14 protein-coding genes are annotated in these 18,536 nt (G+C 71.5%); 7 read left to right on the top strand and 7 right to left on the bottom strand.

The genetic code is table 11. From position 1 onward, the window contains the following. Positions 1-58: 58 nt before the first annotated feature. Positions 59-2,455 (bottom strand): MMPL family transporter, encoded by a 2,397-nt coding sequence (locus DY218_RS16535; RefSeq protein WP_128556813.1) that lies wholly within the window; start codon positions 2,453-2,455, stop codon positions 59-61. Positions 2,456-2,612: 157 nt separating this feature from the next. On the opposite strand from DY218_RS16535, the gene DY218_RS16530 reads away from it, so the two are divergent. The 3 genes from DY218_RS16530 (at position 2,613) to DY218_RS16520 (ending at position 6,295) form a co-directional block, all read left to right on the top strand. Continuing rightward, positions 2,613-3,395, top strand: a complete 783-nt coding sequence (locus DY218_RS16530; RefSeq protein WP_128556844.1) for a TetR/AcrR family transcriptional regulator — start codon at positions 2,613-2,615, stop codon at positions 3,393-3,395. 113 nt (positions 3,396-3,508) lie between these two features. After that, entirely contained in the window at positions 3,509-3,829 is a 321-nt protein-coding gene (locus DY218_RS16525; RefSeq protein WP_128556812.1) for a heavy-metal-associated domain-containing protein, read from the top strand. Between the two features lie 192 nt (positions 3,830-4,021). Further along, positions 4,022-6,295, top strand: a complete 2,274-nt coding sequence (locus DY218_RS16520; protein ID WP_128556811.1) for a heavy metal translocating P-type ATPase — start codon at positions 4,022-4,024, stop codon at positions 6,293-6,295. Between the two features lie 473 nt (positions 6,296-6,768). On the opposite strand, the gene DY218_RS16515 is transcribed toward DY218_RS16520, so the two are convergent. Both DY218_RS16515 and recD2 read right to left on the bottom strand, forming a co-directional pair. After that, positions 6,769-8,079: a citrate synthase gene (locus tag DY218_RS16515; RefSeq protein WP_199566755.1), complete on the bottom strand. Its 1,311-nt coding sequence runs from the start codon at positions 8,077-8,079 to the stop codon at positions 6,769-6,771. Between the two features lie 185 nt (positions 8,080-8,264). Further along, positions 8,265-10,487, bottom strand: coding sequence for an SF1B family DNA helicase RecD2 (gene recD2, locus DY218_RS16510; RefSeq protein ID WP_128556809.1), 2,223 nt, complete (start codon positions 10,485-10,487; stop codon positions 8,265-8,267). A 292-nt stretch (positions 10,488-10,779) separates the two neighbouring features. On the opposite strand from recD2, the gene DY218_RS16505 reads away from it, so the two are divergent. Next, positions 10,780-11,352 carry a DUF937 domain-containing protein gene (locus DY218_RS16505; RefSeq protein ID WP_128556808.1) on the top strand — a complete coding sequence of 191 codons (573 nt, stop codon included), beginning with the start codon at positions 10,780-10,782 and terminating at the stop codon, positions 11,350-11,352. A gap of 39 nt (positions 11,353-11,391) precedes the next feature. On the opposite strand, the gene DY218_RS16500 is transcribed toward DY218_RS16505, so the two are convergent. Genes DY218_RS16500 through DY218_RS16490 form a run of 3 tightly spaced genes read right to left on the bottom strand, consistent with a single transcriptional unit; the run spans position 11,392 to position 14,569 of the window. Continuing rightward, entirely contained in the window at positions 11,392-12,189 is a 798-nt protein-coding gene (locus DY218_RS16500; RefSeq protein WP_199566756.1) for a sugar phosphate isomerase/epimerase family protein, read from the bottom strand. Positions 12,190-12,224: 35 nt separating this feature from the next. Next, entirely contained in the window at positions 12,225-13,409 is a 1,185-nt protein-coding gene (locus tag DY218_RS16495; protein ID WP_128556806.1) for a dihydrodipicolinate synthase family protein, read from the bottom strand. Next, on the bottom strand, positions 13,406-14,569 hold the full coding sequence (locus tag DY218_RS16490) for a Gfo/Idh/MocA family protein (RefSeq protein ID WP_199566754.1): 1,164 nt from the start codon (positions 14,567-14,569) through the stop codon (positions 13,406-13,408). Before DY218_RS16490 ends, DY218_RS16495 begins: the two co-directional genes overlap by 4 nt. A 262-nt stretch (positions 14,570-14,831) precedes the next feature. Here DY218_RS16490 and DY218_RS16485 point away from each other — a divergent pair, with 262 nt between their 5' ends. Next, a complete protein-coding gene (locus DY218_RS16485; protein WP_128556805.1) occupies positions 14,832-15,869 on the top strand; it encodes a LacI family DNA-binding transcriptional regulator in 1,038 nt (345 codons plus the stop codon). Between the two features lie 13 nt (positions 15,870-15,882). Continuing rightward, on the top strand, positions 15,883-16,227 hold the full coding sequence (locus DY218_RS16480) for a Uma2 family endonuclease (protein WP_128556804.1): 345 nt from the start codon (positions 15,883-15,885) through the stop codon (positions 16,225-16,227). Between the two features lie 39 nt (positions 16,228-16,266). Here the strand turns inward: DY218_RS16480 and DY218_RS16475 are convergent, their stop codons facing one another. Then, entirely contained in the window at positions 16,267-17,040 is a 774-nt protein-coding gene (locus DY218_RS16475; protein ID WP_128556803.1) for a hypothetical protein, read from the bottom strand. A 236-nt stretch (positions 17,041-17,276) separates the two neighbouring features. Here DY218_RS16475 and DY218_RS16470 point away from each other — a divergent pair, with 236 nt between their 5' ends. Further along, positions 17,277-18,077 (top strand): sugar phosphate isomerase/epimerase family protein, encoded by an 801-nt coding sequence (locus DY218_RS16470; protein WP_128556802.1) that lies wholly within the window; start codon positions 17,277-17,279, stop codon positions 18,075-18,077. Positions 18,078-18,536: the final 459 nt, after the last annotated feature.

The following is an 18,536-nucleotide window of genomic DNA, read 5'->3' as shown; positions in this document are numbered from 1 at the left end:
ATCCGGGCAACCGGGCTCACTGCGCTCACCGGGCGACCGATACGGGCGTCACCGCACGCTAACGGCCCACTGGGGCCTTGCCTGCCCCCGGTATTCGTCCGTCGGTCCGGTCGGCAGACCCGGAATCGGGCGCGCGCTCACCCGCACCGACGCTTCCCGCTTCGGCTTCGGCTTCGGCGGCAGGTGGTGCAGAAGCCGGCCCCGGCGCACCGGATTCGCTGATGCCGAAGCGGTCGTGCAGGGCCCGCAGCGGCCGCGGCGCCCACCAGGTCCAGCGGCCGGTCAGCTTGAGGGCGGCGGGGACCAGGAGGCTGCGTACGACCATGGCATCCATCAGGACGGCGAGGGCGATACCGAGGCCCAGCATCTTGGTGTTGGTGACGCGGGAGGTGCCGATGGCGACCATCACCACGGCGAGGATCAGCGCGGCGGCGGTGATCAGCCCACCGGTGCGCTGGAGGCCGAACCGCACCGCGTGGTCGTTGTCCCCCGTCCTGTCGTACTCCTCCTTGATTCTGGAGAGCAGGAACACGCCGTAGTCCATGGAGAGGCCGAAGGCCACGCAGAACATCAGGACCGGCAGGGTGGTCTCGATGTCCCCCGTCACCGTGAAGCCGAGCAGTCCCGACAGGTGACCCTCCTGGAAGACCCAGACCACGGCTCCGAACATCGCGGTGAGACTCAGGCCGTTGAGCAGGACGGCCTGCAGGGGGATGAGCACGCTGCCGGTGAGCAGGAACACCAGGAGCAGGGTGATCACGGCGATGATCGCCAGGGCGAGCGGCAGCCGGTCGGCGATGGCCGACTTGGAGTCCTCCAGCACGGCCGCGCGGCCGGTGACCGAGGTCTCGAACGGAGCGGGCTCCGCGCGCAGATCGTGCACCAGACGCTGGGCGCCCGCGCCAACGGACTCGCCCTCGGGGGTCACCGTGAAGTACCCGTGGCCGTCCTCGGTGACCGGGCCGTCGACTCGCAGCACGCCCGGCAGCGCCTCGATCTGCCGGCGGTAGTCGGCGAACTGCGCCCGGCTGCCGCCGCCTTCCGTGAAGATCTCGAGCGCGCCGTCCGGGCTGCCCGGGAAGCCGTCCCGGATGTCCTGCTGCACCACGTGCGACTCGGCACCCGAAGGCAGCTGGCGGTCGTCCGGGGTGCCGAACTTGACGCCGAGGAAGGGCAGTCCGAGCAGGACCAGCGCGGCGGTCGTGGCGAGTGCGAAGAACGGCGCACGGCGCATCACGAGGGTCGCGGTCCGCGCCCAGCCTGCCGGTCGCGGCTTCGGCACACTTCCGGCGCCGTCCTTCGCCACTTCGCTGTCGCGGCGCCGGCGGCGCCACAGTCGTCGTAGATCCAGGGCATTGACCCGCTCGCCCAGGAGCAGCAGGGCCGCGGGGAGCAGGATCAGGGCCGCCGCGGCCGCGAGCAGCACCACGGCCACGCCCGCGTACGCGAAGGAGCGCAGGAAGTACTGCGGGAAGAGCAGCATCGCGGAGAGCGACACGGCCACGGTCAGGGCGGAGAACAGCACCGTGCGCCCCGCCGTGCGCAGCGTGATGGCGACCGCGTCCCTGACCTCGGCCCCGGCGGCCAGCTCCTCGCGGAAGCGGCGGACGATGAACAGGGCGTAGTCGATGGCGAGTCCGAGGCCCAGGGCGGTGGTCAGATTCTGTGCGAAGACCGAGACGTCGGCCACCTCGGTGATGCCGCGCAGCACGGCATTCGTCCCCAGGATCGCCACGATGCCGACGCCGAGCGGCAGCAGTGCGGCGACGGCGCTGCCGAAGACCATCACGAGCAGGACGAGCGTGATGGGCAGGGCGATCATCTCGGCCCGCAGCAGGTCCTCCTGGATGATCGAGGTCATCTCGTGCGCCACGGCCACCGGGCCGCCGATCGAGACCTCGACCGGGCCGTGCTCGCCACGGAGGTCCGGTGCGATGCGGTCGAGGGTCTTGGCCGCCGTGGTCTCGTCCCCTTCGATCCGGGCGGCGATCAGCGCCTGGCTGCCGTCGTCGGCGCGCAGGGCGGGCGACTCGGTCGCCCAGTACGAGCCGACGCCCGTGACGCCGTCCTCGGCGGCGAGGCGCTCGGTGAGGCGGGCGGCCTGGGCGGCGACCGCCGGATCGTCGACGGCCGCCGCGCCTCCGGCTGGTGCGGCAGCGTCCCGCACGTCCACCAACAGCAGGAGATTCGGCTGCGACTGCGGGAACTCCCGGGCGAGGGCCTCGGTCGCATAGGTCGATTCGGCCGCCGGATCCGCCCAGCCGCCGCTGCCCATCCGGTCCGCGACCGAGCCGCCCACGACCACCGCGAGCGCGGTGATCACCAAGGCCACCAGGAGCGAGAGCCTCGGGCGGGCGGTCACCCAGCGGGTCCAGGCGCCGTACTCCCTGCCGTCCGCTCCGTGCGTGCCGCGGCCCGGCAGGCCGTCCCCCGACGGGCCGTTGACTTCGGACATGATGCGGTGTCCCCTTCACCGTGACCCGGCCGCCGCCTGTACAGACACCGGAGGTCCCGCGCAAGGAGCGGGCAGCAGCGCAAGAAGCAGGCAGGCGGTGGAGGTCGTCCATTGCCATAGACTGGCAAACGCGAGTCACCACTCGCATTCGTCAAGAATGCGAGTGGCCGCTCGTGTTTGTCAAGCGGATCAAGACCGGAGCAGGAAAGCTGTGGACAACGCACCCGAGGAGCCGGCAGCCACCCCGGACCGACCGGCCGGCGAGGACCCCGCACCGGGCGAGCAGCCCACGAAGCCCCGCCGCCGCCAGGCGCGCGGCGAGCGCCGCATCGAGCAGCTGCTCGAGGCCGCCGGCGTGGTCTTCAGCCACACCGGATACACCGCGGCGAGCACCAATGCGATCGCCCGCGAGGCCGGCGTCTCCCCCGGCACGCTGTACCAGTTCTTCCCCAACAAGGAGGCGATCGCCGTCGAGTTGGGCGACCGCCTGCTGCACCGCTGGCGCGACTCGCAGGGCCAGGCCCTGCGCGACGAGCACGCGACCCTGCCGCTGCCCGAGATGCTCGACGCCGTCCTCGATCCGCTGATCTCGTTCAACTTCGAGAACCCCGCGTTCGGCGTCCTGATGCACGGCCCGGACACACCGGGCCGGATCACCCGGGAGATCGAGAGCGTGCACACGGCCGTGCTCCACCGGATCGAGGAGCTGATGTCCGGCTATCTGCCCGACGCTCCCGAAGCCGAGGTCGCCCGTACGGCGAACATGACCCTGGCCCTCTTCAAGGCGGGTCTCGACCTGATCCAGACGCACGAGGGCGCCGAACGGGAGGCGTACATACAGGAGTTGAAGACGGCCATGTTCCGCTACCTGGATCCGCTGATCGGCGATCGTGCCGCGCCGGCCGGGTCATCGCGCGACCATTTGGAAAGTACCCCCTAGGGGTATAGAGTCGGGGGTGCGGCGAAGCTCTGGACCCGCCACCGCGGGCCCGGCTCCCCCGCGGACGGCCGCCCGCCGTCCGGCCACCCGCACTTCGCGACGAGGAGACCGACATGACCGCCAAGACCGAGACCGCAGCGACCACCGAGACCGCCGCCACCGGCTCCTGCTGCTCGCCCACCGGCTCCTGCCACGACGGCGGCGCGGCCGAGCAGGGCGGCGCAGTCACCACCGTCTACCAGGTCACGGGCATGACCTGCGGTCACTGCGAGGGCGCCGTGTCGAGCGAGATCTCGGAGCTGGCGGGCGTCACCTCGGTCAAGGCGGTGGCCGCCTCCGGTCAGGTCACCGTCGTCTCCGAGTCCGCGCTCGACGACGAGGCCGTCCGCGCCGCGGTCGACGAGGCCGGATACGAGCTGACCGGCCGCGCCTGACCGCCCCGGCGGTGCGCGCCCTCGCACCACCGGGCGGCGGGCACGCACCGCACCCCGGCGCACGCACCGCCCGACCGGCGCACGCACCGCGCCCCGGCGGAAATACCCTGGGATCCGTCGCCCGGATTCCGTCGCCCGGGTTCCGTCGCCCTGGAGTCCACCGCCCACGGCCAGAGCCGGAAAGAACCGCCCATGTCCCACACGGCCGTCCCCGACGCCCCGCCGCTGCCCGGCACCGAGGCCGAGCTCGCCATCGGCGGGATGACCTGCGCCTCCTGCTCCTCGCGCATCGAGAAGAAGCTGAACCGCCTGGAGGGCGTGACGGCCTCGGTCAATCTCGCCACCGAGCGGGCCCATGTCTCGTACTCCGAGGGCCGCGAGCTCGCCGAGCTGATCGCCACCGTCGAGAAGCTCGGCTACACCGCCGAGGAACTGCGCCCGCCGGACCCGGACACCCCGGAAGCCACCGCGGCCGCCGACGACGGTGAGAGCGAGGCCGACGCGCTGCGCCGCCGCTTCACCGTCTCCGCCGTACTCGCCCTGCCCGTCGTACTGCTCGCGATGATCCCGTCGCTGCAGTTCGACAACTGGCAGTGGCTGTCCCTGACGCTGGCCGCGCCCGTCGTGGTCTGGGGCGGACTGCCGTTCCACCGCGCGGCCTGGACCAACGCACGGCACGGCGCCGCCACCATGGACACCCTGGTCTCGATCGGCACGCTCGCCGCGTTCGGCTGGTCCCTGTGGGCGCTGTTCCTCGGTGACGCGGGGATGCCGGGGATGCGGCACGGCTTCGACCTCACCGTGTCCCGGGGCGATGCCGCCGGGACCATCTACCTCGAGGTCGCCGCCGGCGTCGTCACCTTCATCCTGCTCGGCCGCTGGCTCGAGGCCCGCGCCAAGCGCCGCGCAGGGGCCGCCCTGCATGCCCTGCTCGACCTGGGCGCCAAGGACGCCGCCCTGCTGCGCGGCGGCACCGAGGTGCGCGTCCCGGTGTCCCGGCTGGCGATCGGCGACCGGTTCGTCGTACGACCCGGCGAGACGATCGCCACCGACGGCACCGTCGTATCGGGCATGTCCGCCGTGGACACCGCCATGCTCACCGGCGAATCCGCACCCCGGGACGCCGCCTCGGGCGACCAGGTGACCGGCGGCTGTGTGAATCTCTCGGGCCGCCTGGTCGTGGAGGCGACCCGGGTCGGCGCCGACACCCGACTCGCCCGGATGGCCCGCCTGGTGGAGGACGCACAGAACGGCAAGGCCGAGGTGCAGCGCCTCGCCGACCGAGTGTCCGCCGTGTTCGTACCGGTGGTGCTGCTGGTCGCGGCCTGCACGCTCGGCTTCTGGCTCGGCTCCGGATCCGGCCCGACCGCCGCCTTCACCGCCGCCGTCGCCGTACTGATCATCGCCTGCCCCTGCGCCCTCGGACTCGCCACCCCCACCGCCCTCATGGTCGGCACCGGACGCGGCGCCCAACTCGGCATCCTCATCAAGGGACCCGAAGTACTCGAATCCACCCGCCGCGCCGACACCGTCGTCCTCGACAAGACCGGCACCGTCACCACCGGCCGCATGACCCTCCTCACCACCCACACCACCGACACCACCACGGTCGGCGACGTCCTACGGCTCGCAGGCGCCCTGGAGCACGCCTCCGAACACCCCATCGCGCAAGCCGTCGCCGCCGGCGCGGCAGAGCAGCTCGGCACCACCCTGCCGCCCGTCACCGACTTCGAGAACGTGCCCGGGCTCGGCGTCCGCGGCACGGTCGAGGGCCATCGTGTCCTCGCGGGCCGCGAACGCCTCCTGACCGACGCCGGGATCGTCCTGCCGGAAGCGCTCACCGAGGCGCTCGCGGCGGCCCGCCGGCAGGGCCGCACCGCCGTGGCCGTCGCCGTGGACGACACCGCACGCGGCATCCTGACCGTCTCGGACGCGGTCAAGGAGACCAGCGCCGAGGCCGTCGCCGAACTGCGCGCGCTCGGCCTGACCCCGGTGCTCCTCACCGGAGACCACCACACCGTCGCCGAGGCCGTCGCCGCCGAGGTGGGCATCGACCCCGAGCAGGTGTACGCGGAGGTGCTGCCGGAGGACAAGGTGGCAGTCGTCGAACGGCTGCAGGCGGAGGGCCGTACGGTGGCGATGGTCGGCGACGGGGTCAATGACGCGGCCGCGCTCGCCACCTCCGATCTCGGCCTCGCGATGGGTACGGGGACGGACGCCGCGATCGAGGCCGGCGACCTCACCCTGGTGCGCGGCGACCTGCGGACGGCCCCGGTGGCGATCCGCCTGTCCCGCAGAACGCTCTCCACGATCAAGGGGAACCTGTGCTGGGCCTTCGGCTACAACGTGGCCGCACTTCCCCTCGCCGCGGCAGGCCTGCTCAACCCGATGATCGCCGGAGCGGCGATGGCCTTCTCCTCGGTCTTCGTTGTGACGAACAGCCTTCGCCTGAAGACCTTCACATAGCGGCCACAACTCCCTTACTCTTGGCTCCAGATCGACGATTCGGGGCCCTTGCGCACGTTCGAGACATAAGCAAGAGACGTAGATCACAGCAATCCGAACGTAACCATTGAGGGGTCTCGTAGGTCTAAATCTGCGATGGCCGAGACGTCTTGGGGGGCGTTTCGGGCATTCGGGGACGTCTTGGGGGACGTTCCAGTCCGAGGTACCTTGCGGGCCCGCACGGTCGCGAGGGAGCGTTGCCGGGGCACGTGCACCGGGGAGCTTGAGCGGCCCACCCCGTACGTACGCGTCCCGGCAGATACGCGGCTCAACAGGTGCACCCCGGCACCACCCAGAACGCCCGGCCGGATCCCGTGGGGGGAATCCGCACCGGGAACATGGAAGCGCCCCGACCGTCGGCCCGTGGGGGGACCGGCGGCGGGGCGCTTCTCTTGAGTCGACCGGAGTGACCGCGAAGCGGCCGGGCTCCAGGGTCAGCGGGCCTCGACGGGCACGAAGTCCCGCTCGACGATGCCCGTGTAGATCTGCCGCGGACGGCCGATGCGGGAGCCGGGCTCCTTGATCATCTCGTGCCACTGGGCGATCCAGCCGGGCAGCCGGCCGAGCGCGAAGAGCACGGTGAACATCTCGGTGGGGAAGCCCATCGCCCGGTAGATCAGACCGGTGTAGAAGTCCACGTTCGGGTAGAGCTTGCGCTCGACGAAGTACTCGTCGTTCAGCGCGTGCTCCTCGAGCTTGAGGGCGATGTCGAGGAGTTCGTCGGACTTGCCGAGCGCGGAGAGGACGTCGTGCGCGGCGGCCTTGATGATCTTCGCGCGCGGGTCGAAGTTCTTGTAGACCCGGTGGCCGAAGCCCATCAGGCGGACGCCGTCCTCCTTGTCCTTCACCTTGCGGATGAAGGTGTCCACGTCGTTGCCCGAGTCGCGGATGCCCTCGAGCATCTCCAGGACGGACTGGTTGGCGCCGCCGTGCAGCGGGCCCCAGAGCGCGGAGATGCCGGCGGAGATCGAGGCGAACATGTTCGCCTGCGAGGAGCCGACGAGACGCACGGTGGAGGTCGAGCAGTTCTGCTCGTGGTCCGCGTGCAGGATGAGCAGCTTGTCGAGCGCGGAGACCACGGTCGGGTCGAGGTCGTACTCGGCGGCCGGCACGGAGAACGTCATGCGCAGGAAGTTCTCGACGTAGCCCAGGTTGTTGCTCGGGTAGACCACCGGGTGGCCGACCGACTTCTTGTACGCGTAGGCCGCGATCGTCGGAAGCTTGGCGAGCAGCCGGATCGTGGAGAGGTGGCGCTGCTTCTCGTCGAACGGGTTGTGGCTGTCCTGGTAGAACGTCGACAGGGCGCTGACCACCGAGGACAGCATCGCCATCGGGTGGGCGTCACGCGGGAAGCCGTCGTAGAAGCGCTTGACGTCCTCGTGCAGCAGGGTGTGCTGGGTGATCTCGTCACGGAAGGTCGCGAGCTCGTCGACCGTCGGCAGCTCGCCGTTGATCAGCAGGTACGCGACCTCGACGAAGGTCGAGCGCTCGGCGAGCTGCTCGATCGGGTAGCCGCGGTAGCGCAGGATGCCCTGCTCGCCGTCCAGATAGGTGATCCCGGATTTGTAGGCGGCAGTGTTGCCGTAGCCGCTGTCCAGGGTCACCAGACCGGTCTGGGCGCGGAGCTTGCCGATATCGAAGCCCTTGTCACCGACGGTGCTGTCGACCACCGGGTAGGTGTACTCGCCGTCGCCGTACCGCAGTACTACCGCGTTGTCGTTGTGCTCGCTCACGTCATCCCTCACCGACGTTGTGCCTCTTCTTCGAGGTGCCCTGACTGTCTCTACCATCCCCCATTTGGACCTGAAAGGTGCACTCGGGGTCGACCAATGGGCCCAATGGCGGCACTGAGTGCCGCCAACCTACTCATCCTGCCCGCTCGGACCCCGCGCGGGAAGACCTGCGTGACACATCCCACCAAAATGATCGATCAAAATTGCGGGGGTCGGTGGCCACGCAGCCGGTGATCCAGAGCCGTGCACCGCCGGCCCGCGGAAACCGTACGGACAGCTTGCCCCAGAGCCTTGCGCGAACCCACAAGCACGACCAGCTTCTTGGCCCGAGTGACCGCGGTGTAGAGGAGGTTGCGCTGGAGCATCATCCAGGCGCTGGTGGTCACCGGGATCACGACGGCCGGGTACTCGCTGCCCTGGGAGCGGTGGATGGTGACCGCGTAGGCGTGGGCCAGCTCGTCGAGTTCGTCGAAGTCGTAGCCCACCTCCTCGTCCTCGTCGGTACGGACGGTCAGGCGCTGGTCGTCGGGATCGAGTGCGGTGACGACACCGACCGTGCCGTTGAAGACGCCATTGGCGCCCTTGTCGTAATTGTTCCTGATCTGGGTGACCTTGTCCCCCACGCGGAACGTACGGCCGCCGAAGCGCTTCTCGGGAAGGTCCGGGCGGGCCGGGGTGATCGCCTGCTGCAGCAGGCCGTTGAGCGTGCCGGCGCCCGCCGGGCCGCGGTGCATCGGGGCGAGCACCTGGACGTCGCGCCGCGGATCGAGGCCGAACTTCGCGGGGACCCGGCGGGCCGCGACGTCCACCGTGAGCCGGCCCGCCTCCTCGGTGTCGTCCTCGACGAAGAGGAAGAAGTCCTTCAGGCCCTGAGTGAGCGGCGGCGTCCCCGAGTTGATCCGGTGGGCGTTGGTCACCACGCCGGACTGCTGCGCCTGCCGGAAGATGCGGGTGAGGCGGACCGCCGGCACCGGGCCGCCCTCCGCGAGCAGGTCCCTGAGGACCTCGCCCGCGCCGACGCTCGGCAGTTGGTCCACGTCCCCGACGAAGAGCAGATGGGCGCCGGGCGGGACGGCCTTCACCAGTTTGTTGGCAAGCAGCAGGTCCAGCATCGAGGCCTCGTCGACGACGATCAGATCGGCGTCGAGCGGGCGCTCCCTGTCGTACGCCGCGTCCCCGCCCGGCTTCAGCTCCAGGAGCCGGTGCACGGTGGAGGCTTCGGCTCCGGTGAGCTCGGCGAGACGCTTCGCGGCGCGGCCGGTGGGGGCTGCGAGGATCACCTTCGCGCCCTTGGCACGGGCCAGTTCGACGATCGAGCGGACGGTGAACGACTTGCCGCAGCCGGGGCCGCCGGTGAGTACGGCCGCCTTGCGGGTCAGCGCGAGCTTGACCGCCTCCTCCTGCTCCGGGGCGAGTTCGGCGCCGGTGCGGCCACGCAGCCAGCCGAGCGCCCGCTCCCAGTCGACGTCACGGAAGGCCGGCATCCGGTCCTCCTCGCTGCGCAGCAGCCGCAGCAGCTGCCCGGACAGCGACAACTCGGCGCGGTGGAACGGCACCAGATAGACCGCGGTGACCGGATCGCCCCCGTCCGGGCCCGGCACCTGCTCCCTTACGACGCCCTCCTCCTCGCCCGCGAGCTCGCCGAGGCAGTCGATGACCAGGCCGGTGTCGACCTGGAGGAGCTTGACCGCGTCGCCGATCAGCTGCTGCTCGGGCAGGAAGCAGTGCCCCTGGTCGCTGGACTGCGAAAGGGCGTACTGCAGGCCTGCCTTGACCCGGTCCGGGCTGTCGTGCGGGATGCCGACGGACTGCGCGATGCGGTCGGCGGTCAGGAAGCCGATGCCCCAGACGTCGGCGGCCAGGCGATACGGCTGGTTCTTCACCACGGAGATCGAGGCGTCCGCGTACTTCTTGTAGATGCGGACCGCGATGGAGGTGGAGACGCCGACGCCCTGCAGGAAGACCATGACCTCCTTGATGGCCTTCTGCTCCTCCCAGGCGGCGCCGATCAGCTTGGTGCGCTTGGGGCCGAGGCCCTCGACCTCGATGAGGCGGCCGGGGTCCTGCTCGATGACGTCCAGGGTGTCGGTGCCGAAGTGGGCCACGATGCGCTCGGCGATACGGGGGCCGATGCCCTTGATGAGGCCGGAGCCCAGATAGCGGCGGATGCCCTGGATGGTGGCGGGGAGGACCGTCGTGTAGTTCTCCACCGTGAACTGCTTGCCGTACTGCGGGTGGGAGCCCCAGCGGCCCTCCATGCGCAGCGATTCGCCGGCCTGTGCGCCGAGCAGTGAGCCGACCACCGTGAGCAGGTCCCCCGCGCCGCGGCCGGTGTCCACTCGGGCGACCGTGTAGCCGTTCTCCTCATTGGCATACGTGATCCGCTCGAGGACGCCCTCGACCACCGCCATATTCGCCATGATCCGACGCTACCGCCGGGGTACGACAGCCGGGGAGCCCGGTCGGAGAGCGGGACTGGAAGCGGCTGGAAACCTGCTGTGGACACTTCGAGGGGGCCCGGTCCGTGGACCGAGCCCCCTCGGGGTTCCCCTCCCTGTCAGGACTCCTCCGTATCCCCCCGGATCCCCCTCCAGGAAGCCCTGATGCCAAGTACGACCCACGTCCCCTGCAAAGGGTTGTACGGCTGGAACAGGATTCCTCGAAGAATTTCTCCGGGTGCCGAAGCGGAGCACCGGCCGTAGCGTTTCGGACATGAGCGACGACTCCCCCGAAGGGCCGGCCGAGCCGGCGAAGCTCGAGACGGACGTACTCGCGGAGCTGGGCGACGAGCGGCTCGGTGAGATCGCCGACGCCCTCGGCACGGACCGCGGCGCCGCCGAGGACGTCGTACGGACCGCCGTGTCGGCGCTGTCCGGCGGGCTGCAGGAGAAGGCGGCGGGTCCGCCCGAGGACGCGGACGAGGTGCGGCAGGCACTCGACGAATCCGCCGAGGCCGCCGAATCCGCCGAGCAGGCCGGCGAGGCGCCGCTGCAGGGCGTGGCCACCCTCGGCGGCCTCGGCGGCGGTCTCGGCGGGCTGCTGGGCGGCGGCATGATGGCGGGCGTCCTGGCCAAGGTCAGCAAGCCGGTGGCCACGGCCGTGGCGAAGAAGACCGGGCTTCCGGTACCCGCGGTGATGCGGGCGATCGAGCTGCTGATCCCGGTGCTCCTCGCCGTCCTGTCGAAACGCAGCAAGTCGGCGAAGGCGGGGCCCGCCGCGTCCGGCGGCTCGTCCCCGGACCTCGGCGATCTACTGGGCAGCGTGCTCGGCAAGCGGCCGAAGTGAGCGACGGCGGGCCGCGGTCAGGAGCGGCCCGCCGTCGCCTCACGTCGTGTGCCGCAGGTACCGCTCCGCCGTCTCGGCCAGGACCTCGCCCCCGTCGCGTGCCCAGAGGCCTGCGTTGAAGAGCTCCACCTCGATCGGGCCGGTGTGCCCGGCGTCCCGGGCGAGGCCGCACCAGGCGGCCAGGTCGACCGAGCCGTCCCCGAGCTGTCCGCGGCCCGTGAGCACTCCCTCGGGCAACGGGGTGACCCAGTCCGCCAGTTGGAAGGCGTGCAGCCGGCCGTGCGCGCCGGCCCTGGCCAGCTCGGCGGGTGCGGTGTCGTCCCACCAGACGTGGTACGTGTCCACGCAGACGCCGACCTGGTCGGCCGGGAAGCGTTCCGCCAGGTCGTTGGCCTGCTTCAGGGTGGAGACCACGCAGCGGTCCGCGGCGTACATCGGATGCAGCGGTTCGATGGCCAGGCGTACGCCCCGATCGGCGGCGTAGGGACCGAGTTCGGCCAGGGCGTCGGCGATGCGCTCGCGCGCGCCGGTCAGGTCCCGGCTGCCGGCGGGCAGGCCGCCCGAGACGAGGACCAGGGTGTCGGTGCCGAGCACCGCCGCCTCGTCGACCGCCCTCTTGTTGTCGTCGACGGCCGCCACGCGCGCGTGGGCGTCGATGTCGGTGAGGAAACCACCGCGGCACAGGGTCGTCACCGCGAGCCCGGCGTCCCGCATCAGCTTGGCGGCCGACTCCACGCCGTACTCCTGCACCGGCTCGCGCCACAGGCCCACCTGGCCGACGCCCACGCGCGCGCAGGCCTCGGCGAGTTCGGGCAGGGACAGCTTCTTCACGGTCATCTGGTTGATGCTGAAGCGGGTGAGGCCGTGTGAGGTCACTGGGCGACTCCGTGGACGTGCAGCAGGGACGAGATGCGGCTCTCGGCGAGGGCGGGGTCGGGGAACAGGCCGAGCCCGTCCGCGAGTTCGTACGCGCGCGCCAGATGCGGCAGCGAGCGCGCCGACTGCAGCCCGCCGACCATGGTGAAGTGCGACTGGTGCCCGGCCAGCCAGGCGAGCAGCACCACACCGGTCTTGTAGTAGCGGGTCGGGTCCTCGAACAGGTGCCGGGACAGCTCGACGGTGGGGTCGAGCAGCGCGCGGAAGCCCTGCCGGTCCCCGGTGTCCAGTACGCGTACGGCCTCGGCGGCGATCGGCGCGAGCGGGTCGAAGATGCCGAGCAGGGCATGGCTGAAGCGGCCGCCGGTGCCGGGCTCGTCGCCAGCGATCAGCTCCGGGTAGTTGAAGTCGTCGCCGGTGTAGCAGCGCACGCCCTCCGGGAGCCGGCGCCGGATGTCGATCTCGCGCTCGGCGTCGAGCAGCGAGACCTTGATGCCGTCGACCTTGTCGGGGTGGGCGGCGATCACCTCGAGGAAGGTCTCGGTGGCGGCGTCCAGGTCCGAGGAGCCCCAGTAGCCCTCCAGGGCGGGGTCGAACATCGGGCCCAGCCAGTGCAGGATCACCGGTTCGGCGGCCTGCCGCAGCAGATGTCCGTACGTCTCCAGGTAGTCCTCGGGTCCGCGGGCGGCGGCCGCGAGGGCGCGCGAGGCCATCAGGATCGACTGCGAGCCCGCTTCCTCGACGACGGCCAACTGCTCCTCGTAGGCGGCCCGTACGGCCTTCAGGGCGTGCTCGGTGCGGTCCTGCGCGGCGGGCGGGAGCTGGTCGGTGCCGACGCCGCAGGCGATGCGGCCGCCGACGGCCCGTGCCTCGGCCGAGGAGCGGCGGATCAGTTCGGCCGCGCCCGCCCAGTCCAGGCCCATGCCGCGCTGCGCGGTGTCCATGGCCTCCGCGACGCCGAGGCCCTGCGCCCACAGATGCCGGCGGAAGGCGAGCGTGGCGTCCCAGTCGACCGCGGCCGGATCGTCGGGCGAGACGTCCGCGAGCGGGTCGGCGACGACGTGCGCGGCCGAGAAGACGGTGCGCGAGACGAGCGGGGCGCCCGGGGTGAGGGACAGCGGCTCGGTGCGCGGCTCGTAGCGGGCGGTGGTGCCGTCCGGGCGGGGCAGTACGACGGTCACAGCGTCAGCTCCGGGACCTCGTGGCGGCGGCCCTCGGCGGACGACTTGAGACCGAGCTCGGCGAGCTGGACGCCGCGGGCGCCGGCCAGCAGGTCCCAGTGGTAGGGCGCGTCCGCGTACACATGGCGCAGGAACAGCTCCCACTGCGCCTTGAAGCCGTTGGCGAAGTCGCCGCCCTCGGGCTGGTTGTCGGGGATCTCCTGCCACTGCTCGCGGAACGCCTCGGTGGCGGGCAGGTCCGGGTTCCACACCGGCTTCGGGGTCGAAGAGCGGTGCTGGGCGCGGCAGTTGCGCAGTCCGGCGACGGCGGAGCCCTCGGTGCCGTCGACCTGGAACTCGACGAGTTCGTCGCGGTTGACCCGGACCGTCCAGGAGGAGTTGATCTGGGCGATCGCGCCGCCGTCCAGCTCGAAGATGCCGTACGCGGCGTCGTCGGCGGTCGCCTGGTACGGCTTGCCCTGCTCGTCGAAGCGCTCCGGGATGTGGGTGGCGGCGTGCGCGGTGACGGCGGTGACCCGGCCGAACAGCTCGTGCAGCACGTACTCCCAGTGCGGGAACATGTCGACGACGATGCCGCCGCCGTCCTCCGAGCGGTAGTTCCAGGACGGGCGCTGCGCCTCCTGCCAGTCGCCCTCGAAGACCCAGTAGCCGAACTCGCCGCGTACGGACAGGATGCGGCCGAAGAAGCCGCCGTCGATCAGGCGCTTCAGCTTGAGCAGGCCCGGCAGGAAGATCTTGTCCTGGACGACGCCGTGCTTGATGCCGGCGGCGTGTGCGAGCCGGGCGAGCTCGAGGGCGCCGTCCAGGCCGGTGGCGCTGGGCTTCTCGGTGTAGATGTGCTTGCCGGCGGAGATCGCTTTCTTCAGTGCCTCCTCGCGGGCCGAGGTGACCTGGGCGTCGAAGTAGATGTCGATGCTGTCGTCGGCGAGCACCGCGTCGAGGTCCGTGGCGATGTGCTCCAGACCGTGCCGGTCGGCGAGGGCACGGAGCGCGTGCTCGCGGCGGCCGACCAGGACCGGCTCGGGCCACAGGACCGTGCCGTCCCCGAGATCGAGGCCGCCCTGCTCGCGGAGCGCGAGGATCGAGCGGACCAGATGCTGGCGGTGGCCCATCCGCCCCGTCACACCGTTCATGGCGATGCGCACCGTCTTGCGTGTCACAGAAGTCCTCCGAACGCGGTTCGGCTCACCCGGGTCCGGCCGCCGGATACTTCACCGAACCTCATAGCAAGCGCTTTCTACGCTCAAGAAAGCTAGCCTGCGGGCCGAGCCCTGTACAAGGGGGCGTGGGGACCGGTTTCCCGATGGCTCGGAGACGACGAATGGCTCGGAGGCGATGCATGATCCGGAGGCGGCGGCGCGATGACGACGGTGCGGTGCCGGAGGGCGGCGCGATGACGGGCATGGAAGCGCGGAGGACGAGATGACGGTGACCCTCGCGGATGTGGCGGCGCGCGCGCAGGTCTCCCCCGCCACCGTCTCCCGTGTCCTGAACGGCAACTACCCGGTGGCGGCCGGCACCCGCGAGCGGGTGCTGCGCGCGGTCGACGAACTGGACTACGTCCTGAACGGGCCGGCCAGTTCGCTCGCCGCCTCCGCGTCGGACCTGGTCGGGATTCTGGTCAACGACATCGCCGACCCGTTCTTCGGCATCATGGCCGGGGCCGTGCAGTCCGAGATCGGCCCCGGCGGCCGGGCCGGCGGCGAACGCCTCGCCGTCGTCTGCAACACCGGCGGCTCACCGGAGCGCGAGCTGACCTACCTCACGCTGCTGCAGCGCCAGCGCGCCGACGCGGTCGTCATCACCGGCGGCGCGATCGAGGACGCCGAGCACATGAACGCGCTTGCCGCGAAGATGGAGCGGCTCACCGACGCGGGCACCCGTGTGGTGCTGTGCGGCCGCCCGCCCGCGCCGGACACCGGCGCGGTCGCGCTGACCTTCGACAACCGTGGCGGCGGCCGGCGCCTCACCGAGCATCTGCTCGGGCTCGGACACCGCGCCATCGGCTACATCGCGGGCCCCGAGGAGCGCACCACCACCCGCCACCGGCTCGAGGGCCACCGCGCCGCGCTCGCCGCCGCCGGGCTGCCCGACGGCGAGACCGTGCACGGCCCTTACGACCGCAGCTCCGGCTACGACGCCGCGCTCGAACTGCTGCGCCGCGACCCGTCGTTGACCGCGATCGTGGCGGCGAACGACTCGGTCGCACTCGGCGCGTGCGCGGCGCTGCGCGATGCGGGGCGCCGTATCCCGGACGACGTCTCGGTGGCCGGTTTCGACGATCTGCCGTTCAGCATCGACACGGTCCCGGCCCTGACGACCGTACGGCTGCCGCTGTACGAGGCCGGGGCGCGGGCGGGGCGTATCGCGATGTCCCGCGAGAAGGAGCCGCCGGGCGGGGTCGCGACGGTGCACGGCGAGCTGATGGTGCGGGGGTCGACGGCGGCGCCGCGCGGGTGAGGCTTGGCTATCGTTGTACGTATCGGCATACGGAGGCTCGCCCGGCTCCGACCGCAACTCCCGCGGGCGATTCGAGTGGCACAGCCTGGACGCCGTCATCGAGGTCGTCTCCCGCAGCAGCCGTGACAACGACTTCGCGAAGAAGTTCCGGCTGTACGCGGAGTGCGGGATCCCGGTGTACGTCACGGTCGACCCCGAGGACGCCGTCTGCACGGTGCACCAGCAGCCGGAGCGCACGGGCGGCTACAAGGACGCCGAGGACGTGGCGTTCGGGGGCGATCTCGTGCTGCCGCTGTCGGACGACCGCAAGATCGTCATCTCGACCGACGAGTTCCCCAAGGCCGGGGAGCTGGGCTGACGTTCGGCGGGCGGCCGGGCGAGTCGGCGGTCGAACCGTTCAGTACGGGCGGTACGGGCCGGGCTGCGGCGCCGGGGTGGGCGGTCGGCCCGGCGGGAGAGTCGGGGGCGGCATCGGCAGGCGGGTGCGGAAGCGCAGGCCGTGGCGGCGCAGCAGCACGATCTCCGCGCCGGCCAGTGCGGTCACGGCGAGGGCACCGCCGTACTCCACGACGATCCCGGCGATGCCCGGGCCCTCCTCCCCGAGCGCGGAACCACCGGTGGAGTGCAGCAGCTTGGAGATCCACACGATCACGATCAGGATGATCGGCGGCAGCATCGCGTGCACACGGCCGGTGCCGAAGAACCAGCGGTTGACGTGGAAGACCGAGACCGCCCAGAAGATCACGAGCCAGACGATGACCGGCACCGCCAGGAGCAGCCACGGACTGCCGGACCTGCTGATCAGCACGGCGAGTACGGCCACCACCGCGACCGCACCGACGAAACTCCCCCAGGCCGCCGCACACTTGCGCAGCAAGGGCCGCAGCGCCCGGTCGTCCCGGTCGTGCGCGGCCAGCAACGCCGCGCCGAAGACGAACGGCACCAGCAGGGTGATCACGGCGGCGGTGATGATCCCGTGGGTGAGCGGGTCGCCGGTGAACTCGAAGGGGATGCCGGGGACGAGCGTGTACAGGCCGAGGCTGATGACCAGACCGAGTCCTGCGCGCCACTTCTGCAGCTCCCGGAACCGCTCCTCCCACGCACTGGGTTCACCGGGCTGCTGCACGCGCCGCGCCGCCACCCAAGGCCGTAGCCAGTCCTGCGAGTTCACGTACCGCCCCCCGAAGTTCCCGCCCGACGAGGCAGCAACGTACAACAGGTTGTCGTGTACAGGCAGAGGAGTTCCCCGATGCGGAACGGGGAGAGCGGAACGGAGAGAGCAGAACGGAGCGAGCGGAACGGAGAGACCTGGAGGATCCTGCGGCCAGGCGGTTTCCCGCGGGCCGCGACCGGTCATACGGTTCGCGCAGTAGCTGCATCCCTCGGTATGGCAGTCGGGAGCCCCTCATGAAGCTGGCCTTTTCCACGCTCGGGGTGCCCGGGCTCGCGCTGCCGGAGGTCGTACGGCTGGCCGCGGAGAACGGGTACCACGGGGTGGAGCTGCGGGCGCATGCCGAGGAGCCGCTGCACCCGGGGGCGGGCCAGGGTGAACGGGACGACGCCGTGGCCCTGTTCAAGGACGCCGGCCTGGAGATCGTGGGGGTCGCCGGCTATCCGCGGGTGGCCGCGCCGGGCGACGACGCGGCCGTGCTCGCGGAGATCCGTGCGCTCACCGAGCTCGCCCGCGACCTCGGCGCCGGATACGTCCGGGTCTTCCCCGGCGGCGGCGACGCGCCGAGCCCCGGGGAGGCGGACGCCAACGCGATCCGCCGGCTCGCGGCCGCGGCCGGCCCTGCGGCCGAACTCGGCGTCCGTGTCCTGCTCGAGACGCACGACTCGCACCGGACCGGGGCGGACGCGGCCCGGGTGCTCGGCCCGGCGGGGCACGGCGGTGTGGGCGTCCTGTGGGATGTGATGCACACCTGGCTGGGCGGCGAGGAGCCCGCCGACAGCTACGCCGAACTCGCCCCGTATCTCGGCTATGTGCAGGTCAAGGACATCGCCTCGGCCGACGACACGACTCCGCTCGCACTCGGCGCGGGTGTGCTGCCGCTCGCCGAGTGCCTGGACGTACTCAGCCGCGCGGGCTGGGACGGCTGGCTCTGCTGGGAGTACGAGGCCCGCTGGTACCCGCAGGCCGCGCCCCTGCCCGGGCTGCTCGCCGCCGGCCGCGACCACCTGTCACGGCTGCTCAACGACTCGGCCTGAGGCCGCGGGCCGGGCGAGCGCCGGCCGACCGGGGCCGAAGGGACCGTCACCGGCGCTCTGGAGGGGGCGCGCCGGTGACGGCGGGCTGCCGGCCGGGGCGCGGCTGAAGGAGGGTGGTCGGCGGTCGCAGCCAGCAGCGACGCCGACGCCGCGCGACGGTGACTCCCCGGCAGCCCGCCGATCGGACGGGCGGTACGGCGTTTCGGTTCCGCCCGTCCAGCCATCCGCACGGCCGGACACGGCGGCTCCGCCACCCCCACCCCCTTGACCGGCAATAACTTTCCGGATATCCGTAACTCCTTGGAAGTTTCCTTCACTTCACTCCTCCATCCCCGGGAGCGCCCGTGCAGCACAGCCCCGTGAGCACCTCCAGACGCACCCTGCTCGCCGCCGGCGCAGGCGGCGCCGCGGCCGTCGCCGTCGGCCAGAGCCCGGCGGCCGCAGCGGCCGAGTCGGCCG

The organism is Streptomyces triticagri, assembly GCF_003429565.1.
Lineage (GTDB): Bacteria > Actinomycetota > Actinomycetes > Streptomycetales > Streptomycetaceae > Streptomyces > Streptomyces triticagri.
Note: the sequence above shows the minus strand (reverse complement) of the source record. Positions and strands in the feature narration are given on the sequence as shown.

What these genes read in the sequence shown, in the direction of transcription:
- DY218_RS16535 (WP_128556813.1), bottom strand. Translation starts at nt 2,455, where the DNA reads ATGTCCGAAGTCAACGGCCCGTCGGGGGACGGCCTGCCGGGCCGCGGC.
- DY218_RS16530 (WP_128556844.1), top strand. Translation starts at nt 2,613, where the DNA reads ATGCGAGTGGCCGCTCGTGTTTGTCAAGCGGATCAAGACCGGAGCAGG.
- DY218_RS16525 (WP_128556812.1), top strand. Translation starts at nt 3,509, where the DNA reads ATGACCGCCAAGACCGAGACCGCAGCGACCACCGAGACCGCCGCCACC.
- DY218_RS16520 (WP_128556811.1), top strand. Translation starts at nt 4,022, where the DNA reads ATGTCCCACACGGCCGTCCCCGACGCCCCGCCGCTGCCCGGCACCGAG.
- recD2 (WP_128556809.1), bottom strand. Translation starts at nt 10,487, where the DNA reads ATGGCGAATATGGCGGTGGTCGAGGGCGTCCTCGAGCGGATCACGTAT.
- DY218_RS16505 (WP_128556808.1), top strand. Translation starts at nt 10,780, where the DNA reads ATGAGCGACGACTCCCCCGAAGGGCCGGCCGAGCCGGCGAAGCTCGAG.
- DY218_RS16500 (WP_199566756.1), bottom strand. Translation starts at nt 12,189, where the DNA reads ATGACCGTGAAGAAGCTGTCCCTGCCCGAACTCGCCGAGGCCTGCGCG.
- DY218_RS16485 (WP_128556805.1), top strand. Translation starts at nt 14,832, where the DNA reads ATGACGGTGACCCTCGCGGATGTGGCGGCGCGCGCGCAGGTCTCCCCC.
- DY218_RS16470 (WP_128556802.1), top strand. Translation starts at nt 17,277, where the DNA reads ATGAAGCTGGCCTTTTCCACGCTCGGGGTGCCCGGGCTCGCGCTGCCG.